Origin of the sequence: Conexibacter arvalis (genome assembly GCF_014199525.1) — a bacterium.
In the GTDB taxonomy this organism is placed as follows: domain Bacteria; phylum Actinomycetota; class Thermoleophilia; order Solirubrobacterales; family Solirubrobacteraceae; genus Conexibacter; species Conexibacter arvalis.
This window is the reverse complement of sequence record NZ_JACHNU010000001.1, coordinates 43,369-57,419: the sequence shown is the minus strand read 5'-3', so window position 1 is coordinate 57,419 and position 14,051 is coordinate 43,369. Positions and strand designations below refer to the sequence as shown.

Annotated in this window: 14 protein-coding genes; 6 read left to right on the top strand and 8 right to left on the bottom strand. The window is 68.2% G+C overall.

Going from position 1 to position 14,051, the window contains the following annotated elements; translation table 11 throughout:
- Positions 1–13 precede the first annotated feature (13 nt).
- The 3 genes from BDZ31_RS00295 to BDZ31_RS00285 all read right to left on the bottom strand — a co-directional run bounded on the left by BDZ31_RS00295 (position 14) and on the right by BDZ31_RS00285 (position 1,533).
- Entirely contained in the window at positions 14–457 is a 444-nt protein-coding gene (locus BDZ31_RS00295; protein ID WP_183337852.1) for a DUF4383 domain-containing protein, read from the bottom strand.
- Positions 458–817: 360 nt separating this feature from the next.
- The gene (locus BDZ31_RS00290; protein WP_183337850.1) at positions 818–1,267 is read right to left on the bottom strand and encodes a group III truncated hemoglobin; all 450 of its coding nucleotides are present in this window, start codon (positions 1,265–1,267) and stop codon (positions 818–820) included.
- Positions 1,264–1,533 carry a 4Fe-4S dicluster domain-containing protein gene (locus BDZ31_RS00285; protein WP_183337848.1) on the bottom strand — a complete coding sequence of 90 codons (270 nt, stop codon included), beginning with the start codon at positions 1,531–1,533 and terminating at the stop codon, positions 1,264–1,266. The genes BDZ31_RS00290 and BDZ31_RS00285 overlap by 4 nt, the downstream gene beginning before the upstream one ends.
- 93 nt (positions 1,534–1,626) lie before the next feature.
- Between BDZ31_RS00285 and BDZ31_RS00280 the strand changes: the two genes are divergently transcribed.
- Entirely contained in the window at positions 1,627–2,310 is a 684-nt protein-coding gene (locus tag BDZ31_RS00280; protein ID WP_183337846.1) for a helix-turn-helix domain-containing protein, read from the top strand.
- Positions 2,311–2,362: 52 nt separating this feature from the next.
- Here the strand turns inward: BDZ31_RS00280 and BDZ31_RS00275 are convergent, their stop codons facing one another.
- The 5 genes from BDZ31_RS00275 to BDZ31_RS00255 form a co-directional block, all read right to left on the bottom strand.
- Positions 2,363–2,551, bottom strand: coding sequence for a hypothetical protein (locus BDZ31_RS00275; protein WP_183337844.1), 189 nt, complete (start codon positions 2,549–2,551; stop codon positions 2,363–2,365).
- Positions 2,551–3,156 (bottom strand): Asp23/Gls24 family envelope stress response protein, encoded by a 606-nt coding sequence (locus BDZ31_RS00270; RefSeq protein WP_183337842.1) that lies wholly within the window; start codon positions 3,154–3,156, stop codon positions 2,551–2,553. Before BDZ31_RS00270 ends, BDZ31_RS00275 begins: the two co-directional genes overlap by 1 nt.
- Positions 3,157–3,744: a DUF6286 domain-containing protein gene (locus BDZ31_RS00265; RefSeq protein ID WP_183337840.1), complete on the bottom strand. Its 588-nt coding sequence runs from the start codon at positions 3,742–3,744 to the stop codon at positions 3,157–3,159.
- Positions 3,741–4,025, bottom strand: a complete 285-nt coding sequence (locus BDZ31_RS00260; RefSeq protein WP_183337838.1) for a hypothetical protein — start codon at positions 4,023–4,025, stop codon at positions 3,741–3,743. The genes BDZ31_RS00265 and BDZ31_RS00260 overlap by 4 nt, the downstream gene beginning before the upstream one ends.
- Before the next feature lie 187 nt (positions 4,026–4,212).
- Positions 4,213–4,674 (bottom strand): Asp23/Gls24 family envelope stress response protein, encoded by a 462-nt coding sequence (locus BDZ31_RS00255; protein WP_183337836.1) that lies wholly within the window; start codon positions 4,672–4,674, stop codon positions 4,213–4,215.
- A 291-nt stretch (positions 4,675–4,965) separates the two neighbouring features.
- On the opposite strand from BDZ31_RS00255, the gene BDZ31_RS00250 reads away from it, so the two are divergent.
- From BDZ31_RS00250 to BDZ31_RS00230, 5 genes are all read left to right on the top strand, one after another.
- A complete protein-coding gene (locus BDZ31_RS00250; protein WP_183337834.1) occupies positions 4,966–6,156 on the top strand; it encodes a hypothetical protein in 1,191 nt (396 codons plus the stop codon).
- Positions 6,157–6,593: 437 nt separating this feature from the next.
- Positions 6,594–6,953, top strand: coding sequence for a hypothetical protein (locus tag BDZ31_RS00245; protein ID WP_221242762.1), 360 nt, complete (start codon positions 6,594–6,596; stop codon positions 6,951–6,953).
- 554 nt (positions 6,954–7,507) lie between these two features.
- Entirely contained in the window at positions 7,508–9,490 is a 1,983-nt protein-coding gene (locus BDZ31_RS00240; protein ID WP_183337831.1) for a type I restriction-modification system subunit M, read from the top strand.
- Positions 9,487–10,749 carry a restriction endonuclease subunit S gene (locus tag BDZ31_RS00235; RefSeq protein WP_183337829.1) on the top strand — a complete coding sequence of 421 codons (1,263 nt, stop codon included), beginning with the start codon at positions 9,487–9,489 and terminating at the stop codon, positions 10,747–10,749. Before BDZ31_RS00240 ends, BDZ31_RS00235 begins: the two co-directional genes overlap by 4 nt.
- On the top strand, positions 10,749–13,787 hold the full coding sequence (locus tag BDZ31_RS00230; protein ID WP_183337827.1) for a type I restriction endonuclease subunit R: 3,039 nt from the start codon (positions 10,749–10,751) through the stop codon (positions 13,785–13,787). Before BDZ31_RS00235 ends, BDZ31_RS00230 begins: the two co-directional genes overlap by 1 nt.
- Positions 13,788–14,051: the final 264 nt, after the last annotated feature.

The following is a 14,051-nucleotide window of genomic DNA, read 5'->3' as shown; positions in this document are numbered from 1 at the left end:
CGCGCCGCCAGGCTCAGTATTGGCCTTGCGCGGGCGCGGTGCGGTGTGCGCGGCCGAGCACGACGCCGAGGCCGATCATCCCCACGCCGAGCCCGAAGTGCAGCCAGTCGTCGGCCGAGTTGACGGGAATGAAGTTGGCGCCGCTGTCGTGGTCGATCACGAGCCCGTAGATCCACAGGACGAGGTAGATCGCCCCGCCGCCGATCAGGAAGGCACGGGAGCCGGAGATGGTCGCGGCGGCTGTGAGGCCGGCGACGCCGAACAGCAGGTGGACGATGTTGTGCAGGACGCTGATGTGGAAGATGCCGAGCAGCTCGGCGTTGCCGTCGTGGCCGGCGAAGTCGAGGCCGTCGTAGAGGTTGGTCGTGATGCCGGGGATGAATCCGGCGACGCCCACGACGAGGAATACGATTCCGACGAGCATCGCCGCCTGCTGGATGGCAGCCCGTTCCGACATGTCCGCTCCTTCCTGAGCCGATCCGGTCGCGCTCAGCTACCCGCTTCGCAGTCGATTGAACGTCGCGGAAGTGGAGCGAGCCGCTTCTCCTGCGACGGAGCTGGCACGCGGCACGCTGATTTCATGCCGGTCGCGAGGCGTCGTCTCGCAGGGACGCGACCGTCAGCTCCCGGACGCGCCGGCCGGCTGAGGTCAGGAACCGGTCGCGTTGGCGCTGCCCGAGCCACGCTCCTCCGCCCCCGCATGCAGCGGCAGGACGGGGGCGCCGCCGGACGGCCGGTACGCCACCGTCGCGCCGCGCTACGCGGCGCGCTGAGCGGGCGGCGGGGCTCGGCCAGCCGACCGCGACCCCGCCGCCCGCTACCGCGCCGCCGGCCGTTCGATCCGGAGGAGGGGCTCGGAGCGGCCGGCGAGGCGGAGGGCGAAGGCGCGCGCGACGCGCGTCGCGCGCGCCTTCGCCAGCTCGGCGCGCTCGCCGGCGAACAGCTCGTCGACCGTCTGGTTCCAGAGCGTCAGCCAGCGGTCGAAGTGCTCGGCGGTGAGCGGCTCCTGCTCGTGGAGCGCGACGTGAACGGCGAAGGCGCTGCGGCGGTAGGCCGGGATCGGGAGGACGATCGTCTGCCAGAAGTCGACCATTGTCGGCACGTGCGCGTCGAGATCCATCTGCGCGATCTCGAACAGGTGGCCGATCACCGGATCGTGCAGCGCCTGACCGTAGAAGCGGCGCACGAGCCGCTCGAGGTCGTCGCGCTCGACGATGTCCGGACGGGCGCTCGTGGTCTGACCGGGGCGCGCCGGCGCCGCGCTCACGCCGACCCTCTGCGGTAGTAGGCGGCGTTGATCTCGACGAAGCGCTGCCATTCCTCCGGCACCTGGTCCTCCGGGGTGATCGCGTCGACCGGGCAGGCCTCGACGCAGGCGTCGCAGTCGATGCATTCCTCCGGGTCGATGTAGAGCTGATCGTGCTGGTCGAAGTCGGGCTCGTCGGGCGTCGGGTGGATGCAGTCGACCGGGCAGACCTCCACGCAGGAGGTGTCCTTGACGCCGAGGCACGGCTCGTTGATCACGTAGGCCATCGGGGGTCCCTCGCCTTTCTCATAGCGATGGTGTGTAAAGCTAGCAAGCGCCGGTTGGTTTTCCCACTCTTGCTGTGCGAAACTGACGAGACGGTGGACGTGCCGATCAGACCAGGAGACCCGCTCGCCCAGCCGACGCGGGCGCGTGTGTTCGCGCTGCTCGCCGAGCTGCGTCGCCGTGCGTCGACCGAGGAGCTGGCCGAGCGGCTGCGACTGCACCCCAACGGCGTGCGCAGCCATCTCGAGCGGCTGCACGATGCCGGCCTGGTCGTGCGCGAGCGCGAGCGGCAGGCGCGCGGCCGCCCCCGCGACGCCTGGGCGATCAGCCCCGACGCCCAGCCCGGCGGTGACCCGCCGACCGGCTACGCGCAGCTGGCGCGCTGGCTCGTGCGCTCCCTGACGGCGACCGGCGCCGGCGTGCGCGACGTCGAGGCGACCGGCCGCCGGATCGGGCGTGACCTCGCCGCGGCGGCCGCCGGCGACGACGACCTGCGCGGCGAGCAGCGGATGCACGACGCACTCGTCGCGCTCGGATTCCAGCCGGCGCGCGAGCGCGGCCCCGGCGACCACGTCACCTACCGGCTGCGCAACTGCCCCTACCGCGAGGCGGTCCGCGAGCGCCAGCCGCTGGTGTGCGGGCTCCACCGCGGCCTCACGCGCGGCATGCTCGACGCGCTCGACCCGCAGACCAAGCTGGCGGGGTTCGTGCCGAAGGACCCCGACACGGCAGGCTGCCTGATCGAGCTGCGGCGTCGGGGCGGCGCGGCCGGCGGCTGAGCGGCGCCCTCAGCTCGGCTCGTCGCGGCCGAGCAGCAGGGTTGGCCCTGTGTCACCCCCGCTGCTGGCTGCGCATCCGCGACTGCATCTCGCCAAGGTCGATCTCGCCCTCGATCACCGCGCCGATCGCGTAGAAGAGCGCCGCGCCGAGGAGGCAGAGGATGGCGTCGCCGAAGCTGAGAGCGATCCAGGCCGCCACGAAGAGGAAGCCAAGGAGCGCGAGGAACGATTTGCGGTTCATCAGGAGAGCTCCCTTTTGTGTCGGCGGTCGTAGTGGGCGAGCGTCACGTTGACTACCCCCGCCGGAATGTCGTGGTCGTGGAGCGCGTCGATCACGCGCTCGCGAGCGCCGCGGAGCGTCGTGGCCACGTTGCGGGCGCGACGCACCGTGATGGAGACGACGAGGTCGTCGTCGCCGTATCGCCCCGTTGCGTCGGTGACCGACGGGTCCTCCTGCGCAGCAGTCTCCGCAAGCCGCTCGATCGCGCGCGGCTCGACGCGGACCTCGCCGCGCTCGTCTGTCACGAGACGGAGGTCGCGGCGTGCGAAGTGGGGCCGTGGAATCTCCTTGTAGGCGAGGTAGCCGAAGAGGAGGAACGCCACCAGGCCGGCGCCGGCGATGATCGGTCGCGCCGGCGAGCCGTCCACGTCGCCGGGACTCAGGGCGGCGAGCCAGTCGAACGCGGAGCGGTACCCGCTGATCGAGTTCACGGTCGCCGGCGACGCCTTGACTGCGAGCAGCACGGTCATCGCGCCGTACCAGATCAGCGCCAGCGCGAAGAGGAACGTGATGAAGCGCCCGACGACGACCGGGGAGACGTTCTCGCGCAGCCGCTGCCGCAGCATCTACTCGACCCTCGTCCGAGGCCGCGTCACCTCGACGCGGGTCGCGAGGCCGAAGGGCTCCGTCAGCTCCGCGAGGCGACCGGCGACCTCCTCACGGACGCTGCCCGGGTCCGCGGAGGGCCCGCGCGCCACACGCAGCCGCAGGCGCCCGCCGCCCCGCCGTCGGGGACGCGCCTTGGCGCGCGCCTCCGTGACGCCGCGCACCTGCTCGGCCAGCGCTTGCGAGACCTGGGCGAGCGGACGCCGACGGACCGCGAGCTGGCCGTCGTCGTCGCGGGCCATGACGATCAGCCGCTCGCGCCGCGGAACCAGCAGGCCGGCGAGCAGCAGGAGGCCGAGCAGCACGGCGCCGACGCCGCAGAGCGCGGCGATGACGGCGATCGGCCCGTCGGCCTCGAGGCGATCGAGCCAGCTGCCGACGGTGTCGCGCAGCTCCGGCAGCTGAAGCAGCGACGCGAGCCGCCCAAGGCTGGGGCCCGTCGTCCCGGTGTTGATGCTGAAGACCGCGACTGCGAGCCCGGCCAGCGCGAGCAGCACGAGCAGGATGAACGAGACGACGCGCACGACGACGCGGGCCAGCGGGATCACCGGGTCGCTCCTCGACCGTCGGGCGCCGGACGATCCCCGCTCGCCTCTGCTGCACGCGTCGGCGCTGCGAGCGCCCGCGCGACAGCAGCGCGCTCCTCGGCGGTGAGCAGGTCGGCGAATTCGACGTCGATCTCGCCGAGCGACGCTTCGAGCCCGGCATGGGCGGCAGCGCGTCGCACCCTGGCACGAATCGCTTCGGCGAGCGCGTGGAGCGGCACGAGCTCTGCGACGAGGCGCAGCTCGATCCCGTAGCGCCCGTCCGGCTCGGCGATCGCGAGCACGCCCTCCAGCCGCTCCCCGGCGTCCACGGTCACGCGTTGGGGGTGGTGGCCGGCGTCGCCACGCACGACCTCGGGCACAGCCAGCGCAGCGCTGAGCGCCGCCCGCGCCAGGCGGACGCGGTCAGATGGCTCGTGAGCCGGCTGGCCGGACGCCGGGACGGCACTGTGGCTCATCGCCGCGCATCCTTTACTGGACTCGCGCAGGCTCGGCCGTCTCGTCGCCCGGGAAATAGAGGTCGTTGACGCTGACGTTGACCTCCGTGACCGTCAACCCGGTGATCCCCTCGATCCGTCTGATGACGTTCGCACGGATCGCCTCCGTCACCCGCGGGATCGACTCGCCGAAGTCGATCACGACGCTCAGGTCGACCGCGGCCTCGCGCTCACCCACCTCGACCGAGACGCCCTGCGAGCGCTCGTCTGCGATGCCCACGCGCTGGGTGACCGACCCGACGGCCCGCGCGACGGAACCGCCGAGCTCGTGAACCCCGCGGACTTCACGCGCCGCGACGCTCGCCACCTTCGTCACCACGCTGTCGTCGATCGCGGTCCTTCCCTTGCTGCTTTCCAGCGGCGACCGAGCTTGGCTCTCGCTCTGCTGCTCACCGCCCGCTCCGCTGGCCGCACTGGTTCGGGATGCTTCAGCCATTGGTGCTCCTTTGACACCCGCCTGCCCCTTCCGCGAGGAACGCCGCTCGGCGGGCCTTCTCGACTGCTCGGTAGTTGCCCGTGCCCCCGCACAGCAAACCGCTAGCTGGTGTGACGACTTCGGGGGTGCCGGTACGTCGCGAGCTACCCGCTCGAGAGCGTCCGAGCGAGTTCGTCTTCGCTAGCGGTCGAGCGACCGAGCGCGCAGCGGCCGGCTGACGCGCCGGTCGACTCCCACGGCCCAGCCAGCGAACCGGCTCAGCAGATCGCGGGCAGAAGTAGGGTCCCGCCGATGCGTCAGTCGCTGTTCCGGCGGGTGACCCGGTACACGCCGGGGGCGTCGCTCGATCCGCGCGAGAATCGGCTCACCGAGGCGACTGCTGCGGTGCTCGAGCGGGTCGACGGGCTGGCTCACGCGGTCGCGAGCGCTCTGCTCGAGAGCGCCTGCACCGACGACCCCGCAGCACCTCTCGACACGGAGGAGTCGATCCGGCGAAGAGAGCTCTACGCGGACTGTCGGCGACTTCGCGATCCCCGCGTCTCAGTGCGCACCCAAGTCGCCACGCCGCGAGGACGATTCGTCGACCTGGAGCTGCTCCTCCGGCCGCCGGGACGCGGTGGTCGCGGCGTCCTCCTGTGGGTCGAGGTCAAATATGGAGCCGGCCTTCATGGGGATCAGCTCGACGCATACGTGGAAGAGATCGAGACGGCGCACCCCGTTGCCGAGGTCGGCCGGCTCGTGATCGTGCTCGCCCCTCGGAACAGCACCGCTGGCCTGCGCGCGGTGACGGGGCGCGTCGCGGTGACGAGCTGGCAGCAGTTGGCCGTGACGATCGCGGCGTTCGATGGCGGCAGCCTGCCGGACGAGCAGCGCTTTCTGCTCAGCGAATATCTCAGCTACCTGCGCGAGGAGGGCTTGATGGACCCGGATCGGCTGACCGCGTCGTCGGCGCTGGCGCTGATGGAGGCGAATACGGCAGGGGCTGCAGCAGCGGCGATCTGCGAGGTGGCCGATCGTTGGATCGCCGCGCGCTGGGGCGAGCGCGGTACGCATCTCACCGCCGCAGGGAGAGCGGCGCTGCCGGCATTCGGCCTCAGATACTGGGCTCACCACGCCCCTCATCCCACGGGCGTCCACGGCGGACTGGAGCTGAACGGGGCGTGGCTGGAGTGGGGCCTGCGCAACACGCGAGAGCTCGACTATCTCGACGAGGCCCGCGGATCGTGGGCGTTCATCGCCGGGATCACGGTGACCGGCAAGGCGCAAGCGCACGGAGACCCAGCCTGGATGGCCCGGATGATCTCCTCCGGCTTCTCATTCGTCTGGATCGGCGGCTGGTATCGGATGGTCCGCCTGAAATATCCCGACGAGCTGCTCAGCGCCGCGACCCTCGAGGCGCAGGGAGAACTGCTTGGCCGATGGGTCGTCGACGCGTTCGAGACGATCGCTGAGGACCCGCCGCGCGCCGTCGCTCTCCAGTAGGCGCCTCGCATGCTCGGCGCTTCGGTGTCAGGCTTCGGGCCGTTCGCGCGCCGCCTGGACCACGGTGCGGACCAGCGGCCAACATCGCTCTGCTCGGTCCCGCCAGCCAGCCGCATCGGCCTCAATCCACGGCACCCCTGAGGAAACGGCCGGGAGAGAGGCACTAGTTGTAGTTCCTGGATCACCGCGGATCGCTGGCGATTCACGGGGATTGCCGAAACGACGAATCTCTGCGTTACCAGGGTTTCGTTGAGGTGGAGCCAGCCGGGCTCGAACCGGCGACCGCCTGGGGGCAATCCAGCAGCGCGCGGGCGACAAAAGTGCAGTATTTGCAGGTGCTTCACGCCGAACACGCGCCGTCTGGGTCTCGCGCGGGTTGCTGTCGATTTCACGGGCGTTATCGCAGTTGCGGGCACTCGACGGGCGCGAGTGCCCGAATGACGACGATGGAGCAAGTGCATCGACTTGCGGTCTCTGAGGAGATCGCGGTCGTGGCGCAGTCGTTGCAGGAGACGTTGGGGCAGAAGCTGACGGCGTTCGCGGTCGGGATCAAGGATCCGAAGGCGATCGGGAAGTACGCGACCGGCCGGCAGCCGCGCGCCGACACGGAGGCTCGCCTGCGCGATCTCTATCGGGTCACGCGTCTGCTGCTGTCGGAGGAGACGCCGTCGACGGTGCGGGCGTGGATGATCGGCGCGAACCCGCAGTTGAACGACGAGGCTCCGATCGAGGCGCTGCATGAGCGGCGCACCGCACCGGTGATGCGCGCGGCCGAGGCGTTCGTCCTCGGCGGGTGAATGCCCAACTCTCGTGTTGTCCCGGCTGCCGAGTCGGGCAGCTACCGTGTCGCAAAGGGACTCGATCCATTCAGGTTCCTGCCTCCTCGCAGTCCGCTTCCCGAACAGGACGAGCCGGTGCTCGACGGCAACCGCCTGGGACGACCCGCTCGGCGAGCTCGCCACGCTCTACGGCGCCTCCAGCGCGGTTGCGGCGTTCGCCGAGACGATCGCGCGGTACCGCGAGGTCCCCAGCTGCTCGATCGGATCGACGCCTTTCTCAACGGCGAGCCGGACAGCGAATACGACGTCGACCTCGAACCCGCGCGAGCGAGAGCCGTCTTCGTGCCGGCTGGGGGTGTTGGGCGGTGTAGGAACCGAGCCCTGTCCGGTCGCACAGCGCGGCGGTGCATGCGGTCACGCGAGCCGACCGAGACCTTCACGCAGCCGCGGATGCGCTCGGCGTGGCGCTCTAGTTGCGCGCTGCACGTCGCGATGGCTCAGGTGTGCGACGATCGCGGCTGCAGTCCGTCTACGCACATCTAGGGGATTCTGTGGCACTTCCAGAGCAAAGGATGAGCACGCTCCGCAACCAGGCGGGTGTGATCTGGGCGATCGCTGACACGCTCCGAGGCCCGTACAAGCGCTCGGAGTACGGCCACGTCATCCTGCCGCTGACGTTGATGCGGCGCCTCGACCAGGCGATGGAGGACACGAAGGACGCCGTCGTCGCCGAAGGCAAGCTGCGGCGCAGCCAGGGGATCGAGAACGTCGAGTTGTTGCTTCGGCGTGTCGCGGGCCGCTCGTTCTTCAACGAGTCCCCACTCCGGTTCGACCAACTGCCAGACGATCCGCGTCACATCGCGACCAATCTGCGCGCGTACATCGACGGCTATTCGGAGTACGCCGAAGCCGTGTTCGCGAACTTCGACTTCGAGAAGCAGATCCAGAAGCTCGAGACGCACGATCTCCTTCACGCGGTGGTGTCGGCGATGTGCGAGGTGGACCTGCATCCCGACCGGGTGTCCAACCTCGAGATGGGTTACATGTTCGAGGAGTTGATTCGCAAGTTCGCCGAGTCCTCGAACGACGAGGCAGGGGCTCACTTTACCCCGCGTGAGGTCGTTCGACTGATGGTGAATCTGCTCGTCGCGGGTGATGAGGAGGCGCTGTCCGGGAAGGCGCCGATCCGCACCGTCTATGACTGCGCCTGCGGGACAGGCGGCATGTTGTCCGAGGCCGAGGCGCACATCAAGGCACTCAACGAGAACGCGGTCGTGCACCTGTTCGGCCAGGAGATCAACGAGCAGTCCTACGCGATCTGCCTCGCGGACATGCTGATTCGCGGCCAGGACCCATCGCGGGTGATCCGTGACAACACCCTCACGCATGATGGGCATGCGTCTGAGATGTTCCACTACGGAATTGCCAATCCTCCATTCGGCACCGACTGGAAGGCCGAGTACACCGCGGTCAAGACCGAACACGAGACCGCCGGCCCCGACGGGCGCTTCGCCCCTGGCCTCCCGGGCAGAGACGACGGCCAGACCCTGTTCCTGCTTCAGCTGCTGTCGAAGATGCGACCGCTCGAAGACGAGCATGGGCAGCCGATCGAAGGCGGCGGCTCGCGCGTGGCGATCGTCCACAACGGCTCACCGCTCTTCAGCGGGGGCCCGGGCTCCGGCCTGTCGGAGATCCGCCGGCACGTGATCGAGAACGACCTGCTGGAGACGATCGTCGCTCTTCCGGAGCAGCTCTTCTACAACACCGGCATCGCCAGCTACATATGGGTGCTCACGAACCGCAAGGCGCCGGAGCGCCAGGGCAGGGTCCAGCTCATCGACGCCCGCGACCTCTGGGTGCGCATGCGCAAGTCGCTCGGGGAGAAGCGCCGCGAGATCAGTGCCGAGCAGATCGACGAGATCACGACCCTGCACGCGACGCTCAGCGACTGCGACCGCGTGAAGGTGCTCGACAACGACTTCTTCGCGTACCGGCGGGTCACCGTGGAGCGCCCGCTGCGCGGGCGGTGGCAGATCACCGCAGACACGTGGGCGGATGCGGAGAACGACGACGGCCCGCTCGCCAAGCTCGACGAACACGATCGACCGGCCGCAGCGGCGGCGCTGCGCGCGATCCCCGCGGACACGTACGACACCGAAGCCGACGTGCGCGCCGTCCTGAAGGACGCGCTCCTTCCGCTGCTCGGCAAGGTCGGTGCGCCGCTGTTGAGAACCCTCGTCGCTGCCTGTTTCGTTCGCGACCCGGACGCCGATCCGCTCACGGACGCCAAGGGCCGCGTACTCCCCGATCCCGAGCTGCGGGACACCGAGACGATCCCGTGGACCGAAGACGTCGCCGACTACCTCGAACGTGAAGTGCTGCCGTGGGCACCCGACGCCTACGTCCCCGACCAGGAGGGCAAGAAGGGCTACGAGATCCCCCTCACCCGCCTGTTCCATGTGCCCGTCACACCGCGACCGAGCTTCGAGATCAAGGCGGAGATCGGCAGGCTCCAAGCGGACTTCAGAGCAGCAATCGACGCGGTGTTGGCATGAAGACCGCGCGGCTCAAGCATTTGGCGAGCGTCGTCGCTGGCCAGGCACCTCCAGGTCACTCTGTTTTGCCCCTCGACGAGGCACCCAACGATCTTCCGTTCATTCAAGGCAATGGAGAATTCGGAGTTGAGCATCCAGTGCCGCGCCTCGCTTGCGCCGTCGCGACGAAGGTTGCGGCGAGCGGTGACGTCCTCGTGTCTGTACGAGCACCTGTCGGTGCATTGAACATCGCGGATGCGGCAGTTGGAATTGGGCGAGGCGTGGCTGCCGTCAAGGGAAGAAGGAACGTGCTGGACCAGCGCTTCCTGTGGTGGTTCATGCACGAGGCACGTGACTCTCTTCACGCTGTTTCAGCCGGATCGACGTACAGAGCGGTGACCGGAAGCGACATCGGTGGGCTGATGGTGCCTGTCTGGAAGGTGGAGCAGCAGCGTCGGATCGCCGCCTTTCTCGACCGCGAGTCTGAACGGATCGAGACTGTCCAGAACGTCATCGAGCGAACAATGACGGCGGTTGGTCTCGCCGCGTCGTCGGCCTTTGCCCGGCACCCGATCGTCACCGAAGCGCCGCGAGTTCGGCTTCGGTTCGCGCTTTCCGGGATCGAGCAGGGCTGGAGCCCAGAGTGCGAGCAGCGCCCGGCCGACCCGAAGGGCTGGGCGGTCATGAAAGCCGGAGCAGTGAACTACGGCGTATTCCGTCCGGAAGAGCACAAGGCGCTTCCCATCGACGTGGTTCCACGTCCGCGGTACGAGCTGCGGCTCGGCGATCTGGTGATGTCGCGAGCGAACACCCGAGAACTTGCGGGCAGCGCGGCCGTCGTCACCACGCTCGGTGGATGGCGGCTCCTGATGTGCGACAAGCTCTACCGCCTTCATCTCGACCAGCGCGTCGCCATACCGGATTTCATCGCGCTCGCGATCAACAGTCGGGAGGGGCGCGACCAGATCGAGGCCTTGACGAGCGGCGCAAGCGGGTCGATGCAGAACATCAGCCAGGACATCGTGCGCGGGTTGCTTCTGCCACGGCCAAGTATCGCGGAGCAACGCATGGTCGTCGAAGATCTCGCGCGCATGTCCTATCGCGCGACCCGTGTCTCCCAGTGCGGGTCCGATTTGCGGTCAGCCCTTTTGAATTACCGCGAAGCCCTGATCCATGAAGCAGTGACCGGCAAACTCGACGTCTCTCGGATATCAGAGAGCGAGATGGACGAGCGGCTGCACGCAGCGACTGAGAACCGACTGGACGAGGTGGTGGCCTGATGGCGACGCTTGACCACACCGAGGCGGGGTTCGAGGCGATGATCGTCCAGCACCTGACGATCGTCGGCGGGTGGGAAGAGGGAGACCCCAAGGCGTACGACCGGACCCTTGGGCTGTTGCCGGCGGACCTCGTGGCGTTCGTCCGCGACACGCAGGGGGCGGCGTGGGACAAATTGGTGAAGTTTGCGGGCGGCGAGCAGGGCGCGGCTGACGCGCTGTGCAAGCGGGTCGCCGAGCAGCTCACGAAGCGCGGGACGATCTCCCTGATCCGCGGCGGAGTGAGAGAGCGCAACATTGGGTTCAAGCTCTGCTACTTCCGGCCCAACCTCGTCGCAGATCGAACCGGACTGACTCTCTACAGCGCGAACCGGCTGCGGGTGGTCCGTCAGCTGCACCATGACGCGAAGCGCCCGCAGGACAGCATCGACCTCGTGCTGTTCGTGAACGGGATTCCGACGGCGACGGCGGAGCTGAAGAACAAGTACTCCTCGACCGGGTGGGACGTGGAAGAGGCGATCCGCCAGTACCGTGAGGACCGCGATCCGGGCAACGTGCTGCTGGGGAACCGCGCGCTCGTGCATTTTGCGCTCGACGGCGAGCTCGCGTACATGACGACCCGTCTGGCTGGTGAGGGGACGCGCTTCCTGCCGTTCAACCAGGGGTCGGGAGGTCCTGGCGCGTACGGCGGCAAGGGCAATCCGATCGTAGGCGTAGACGGGCATCCGACGTCCTACGTGTGGGAGCAGGTGTGGGAGCGCGACACCTGGCTCGAGCTGCTCGACGACTTCGTCTTCGACGAGGGTGGCGTTCCCGGCCGTAACGTGGTCTTCCCGCGCTACCACCAGTGGGATGTGGTGCGGGCATGCTCGGCGCACGTTCGGGTGCACGGCGCGGGGCACAGCTACCTGATCCAGCATTCGGCCGGCTCCGGAAAGACGAAGGAGATCGCCTGGCTGGCGCACGACCTTTCGGCGCTCCACTCCGACGATGGGCAGCTGATCTTCGACAAGGTGATCGTCATCACCGATCGGCGCGTGCTGGATGCGCAGCTCCAGCGGCAGGTGCGGGCGTTCGCGCAGACCCAGTCGGCGGTCGTGGAGATCGACGAGGACTCCCAGCAACTGCTCGATGCGTTGACAGGCCAGGCGGCGAAGATCGTCATCACGACGCTGCAGAAGTTCCCGTACGTCCTGAAGAAGCTCGTCGGTGAGGGCGCGGCGCAGCAGCTGAAGGACGGGCGGTATGCAGTGATCGTCGACGAGGCGCACTCGTCTCAGACCGGGCAGGCAGCCGTCGACCTGAAAGCTGTCGTCGGCGCGAAGTCGATCGAGGACCTGGATCTCGACCCCGACGAGGTGGACGGCGTTCCGCAAGAGCTGCTCGCACAGATGGCGGCGCGTGGCCAGCAGCCGAACATCAGCTACTTCGCGTTCACGGCGACCCCGAAGGGGCGGACGCTCGAGCTGTTCGGCACCAGACAGCCAGGGCACCCGGACGGTGAGTTCGCCGCCTTCCACACGTACTCGATGCGGCAGGCGATCGAGGAGGGCTTCATCCTCGACGTCCTGCGCAACTACACCACGTATTCGCAGCTGTACAAGCTCGAAGCGCAGGCCGAGAAGGAGCTGCCGAAGGGCAAGGCGCAGGCGAAGATCGCCGCGTTCGCCAGATTCCATCCGTACGCCAAGGACCAGAAGGCGCGGGTTGTATTGGAGCACTACCGACGGGTCGTGCGCCCGCATCTCGGCGGCGAGGCGAAGGCGATGGTCGTATGCGCGAGCCGCGAGGAGGCGGTGCGCTGGAAGCAGGCGCTGGAGCGGATCGTGGAGCAGGAAGAGATCTCCGACGTGCGGATCCTCGTCGCGTTCTCCGGGGAGGTCGAGATCACCGACCCGAACGCACCCGACGTCGGTGAGACCTACCGCGAGTCGTCGATGAACGCGAGTGCCGGCAAGTCGCTGCCGGAATCTCGGTTGCCCTCTGAGTTCGACAAGCCCGATTACGGGATCCTCGTGGTCGCCGAGAAGTACCAGACCGGCTTCGACCAGCCCAAGCTCGTGGCGATGTACGTCGACAAGCACCTCTCCGGCATCAACGCAGTGCAGACGCTGTCGCGGCTCAACCGCGTGCATCCTGACAAGACCGACACATTCGTCCTCGACTTCGTCAACGACGCAGACCACGTGCTCGGCGCATTCGAGCAGTACTACGGCCAGACCGAGGCGCTGCCGTCCGATCCTAACCTCCTGTCTGACGCTGCACAGACGGTGCTCGATCGCGGCGTCGTCGATGAGGAGGAGATCGACGCCTTCCTCGCCGTGTACTCGCCGGACGCGTCGCACCAGCTCCTCAGCGCGCGAAGCCAGCGCAGCTACGCCGCCGCGCTCGAACTGGACGACGACGACCGGCTCCAGTTCCGGGGTGACCTCGACCGGTTCGTCCGGTTCTACAAGTTCCTCAGCCAGATCGCCCCGTATCTCGCGGTGGAGCACGAGAAGCTCTTCCAGTTCGCTCGGTTCCTCGCGTTGCGGCTCCAGACCCATGCGGAAGGCGGAGTCAGCGTCGCTGACAGCATCGAGCTGACCCACTACCGGCTCGTGGAGGGCGAGACCCGCGACCTCGGCCTGGGTCACGGCGAGGTAGCACCGCTCGCGTCGATCAGCGGCGATGGAACTGGGCGGGGGAGTGGCGGCGAGGTCCCCATGGGCTTGCTTGGCGAGCTCGTCCAGATGTTCAACGAGCGATTTGGGGAGAAGCTGTCGGACGCTGACGCCGTTCGTCCGGTGCAAGACCTGATCGACAAGGCCGCCGAGATCGGCGAGACAGAGGGGCTGCGCGCCCAGGCGGTGGGCAACAGCTTCGAGGATTTCGCCCGCGGCAAAGAGGACGTGCTCATCGACGCCACCCTCCAGGTCAAGGACGTGAACGATCTCATCCTGCAGAAGCTCCTCGACGACGAGCACGTTCGCGCGCAGATGACGCAGCTCGTCATGCGCAGCTTGTACGACCGGTACACCGGGGAGGGGCTGTCCGGTTAGGCCGCCCTCCATGCGGGAGTGGACGCCGACCGATCGCCTGGCCGGCGAGCCGAATCGGCCGTAATCCAACAGCATCCACGGCAATCAGCCGCCATAAAGGCAGCAGTGCCTGAAACCATCGCGGATTGCCGCCAATCCCCGCGGATCCCCGAAACCACGAAACCCCCGCGCTAGCAGGGGTTCCGTGACGATGGAGCTAGCCGGGCTCGAACCGGCGACCTCCTGGGTGCGATAGCAGCTTGCGCGTGGCCTAGAAAGTGCCGA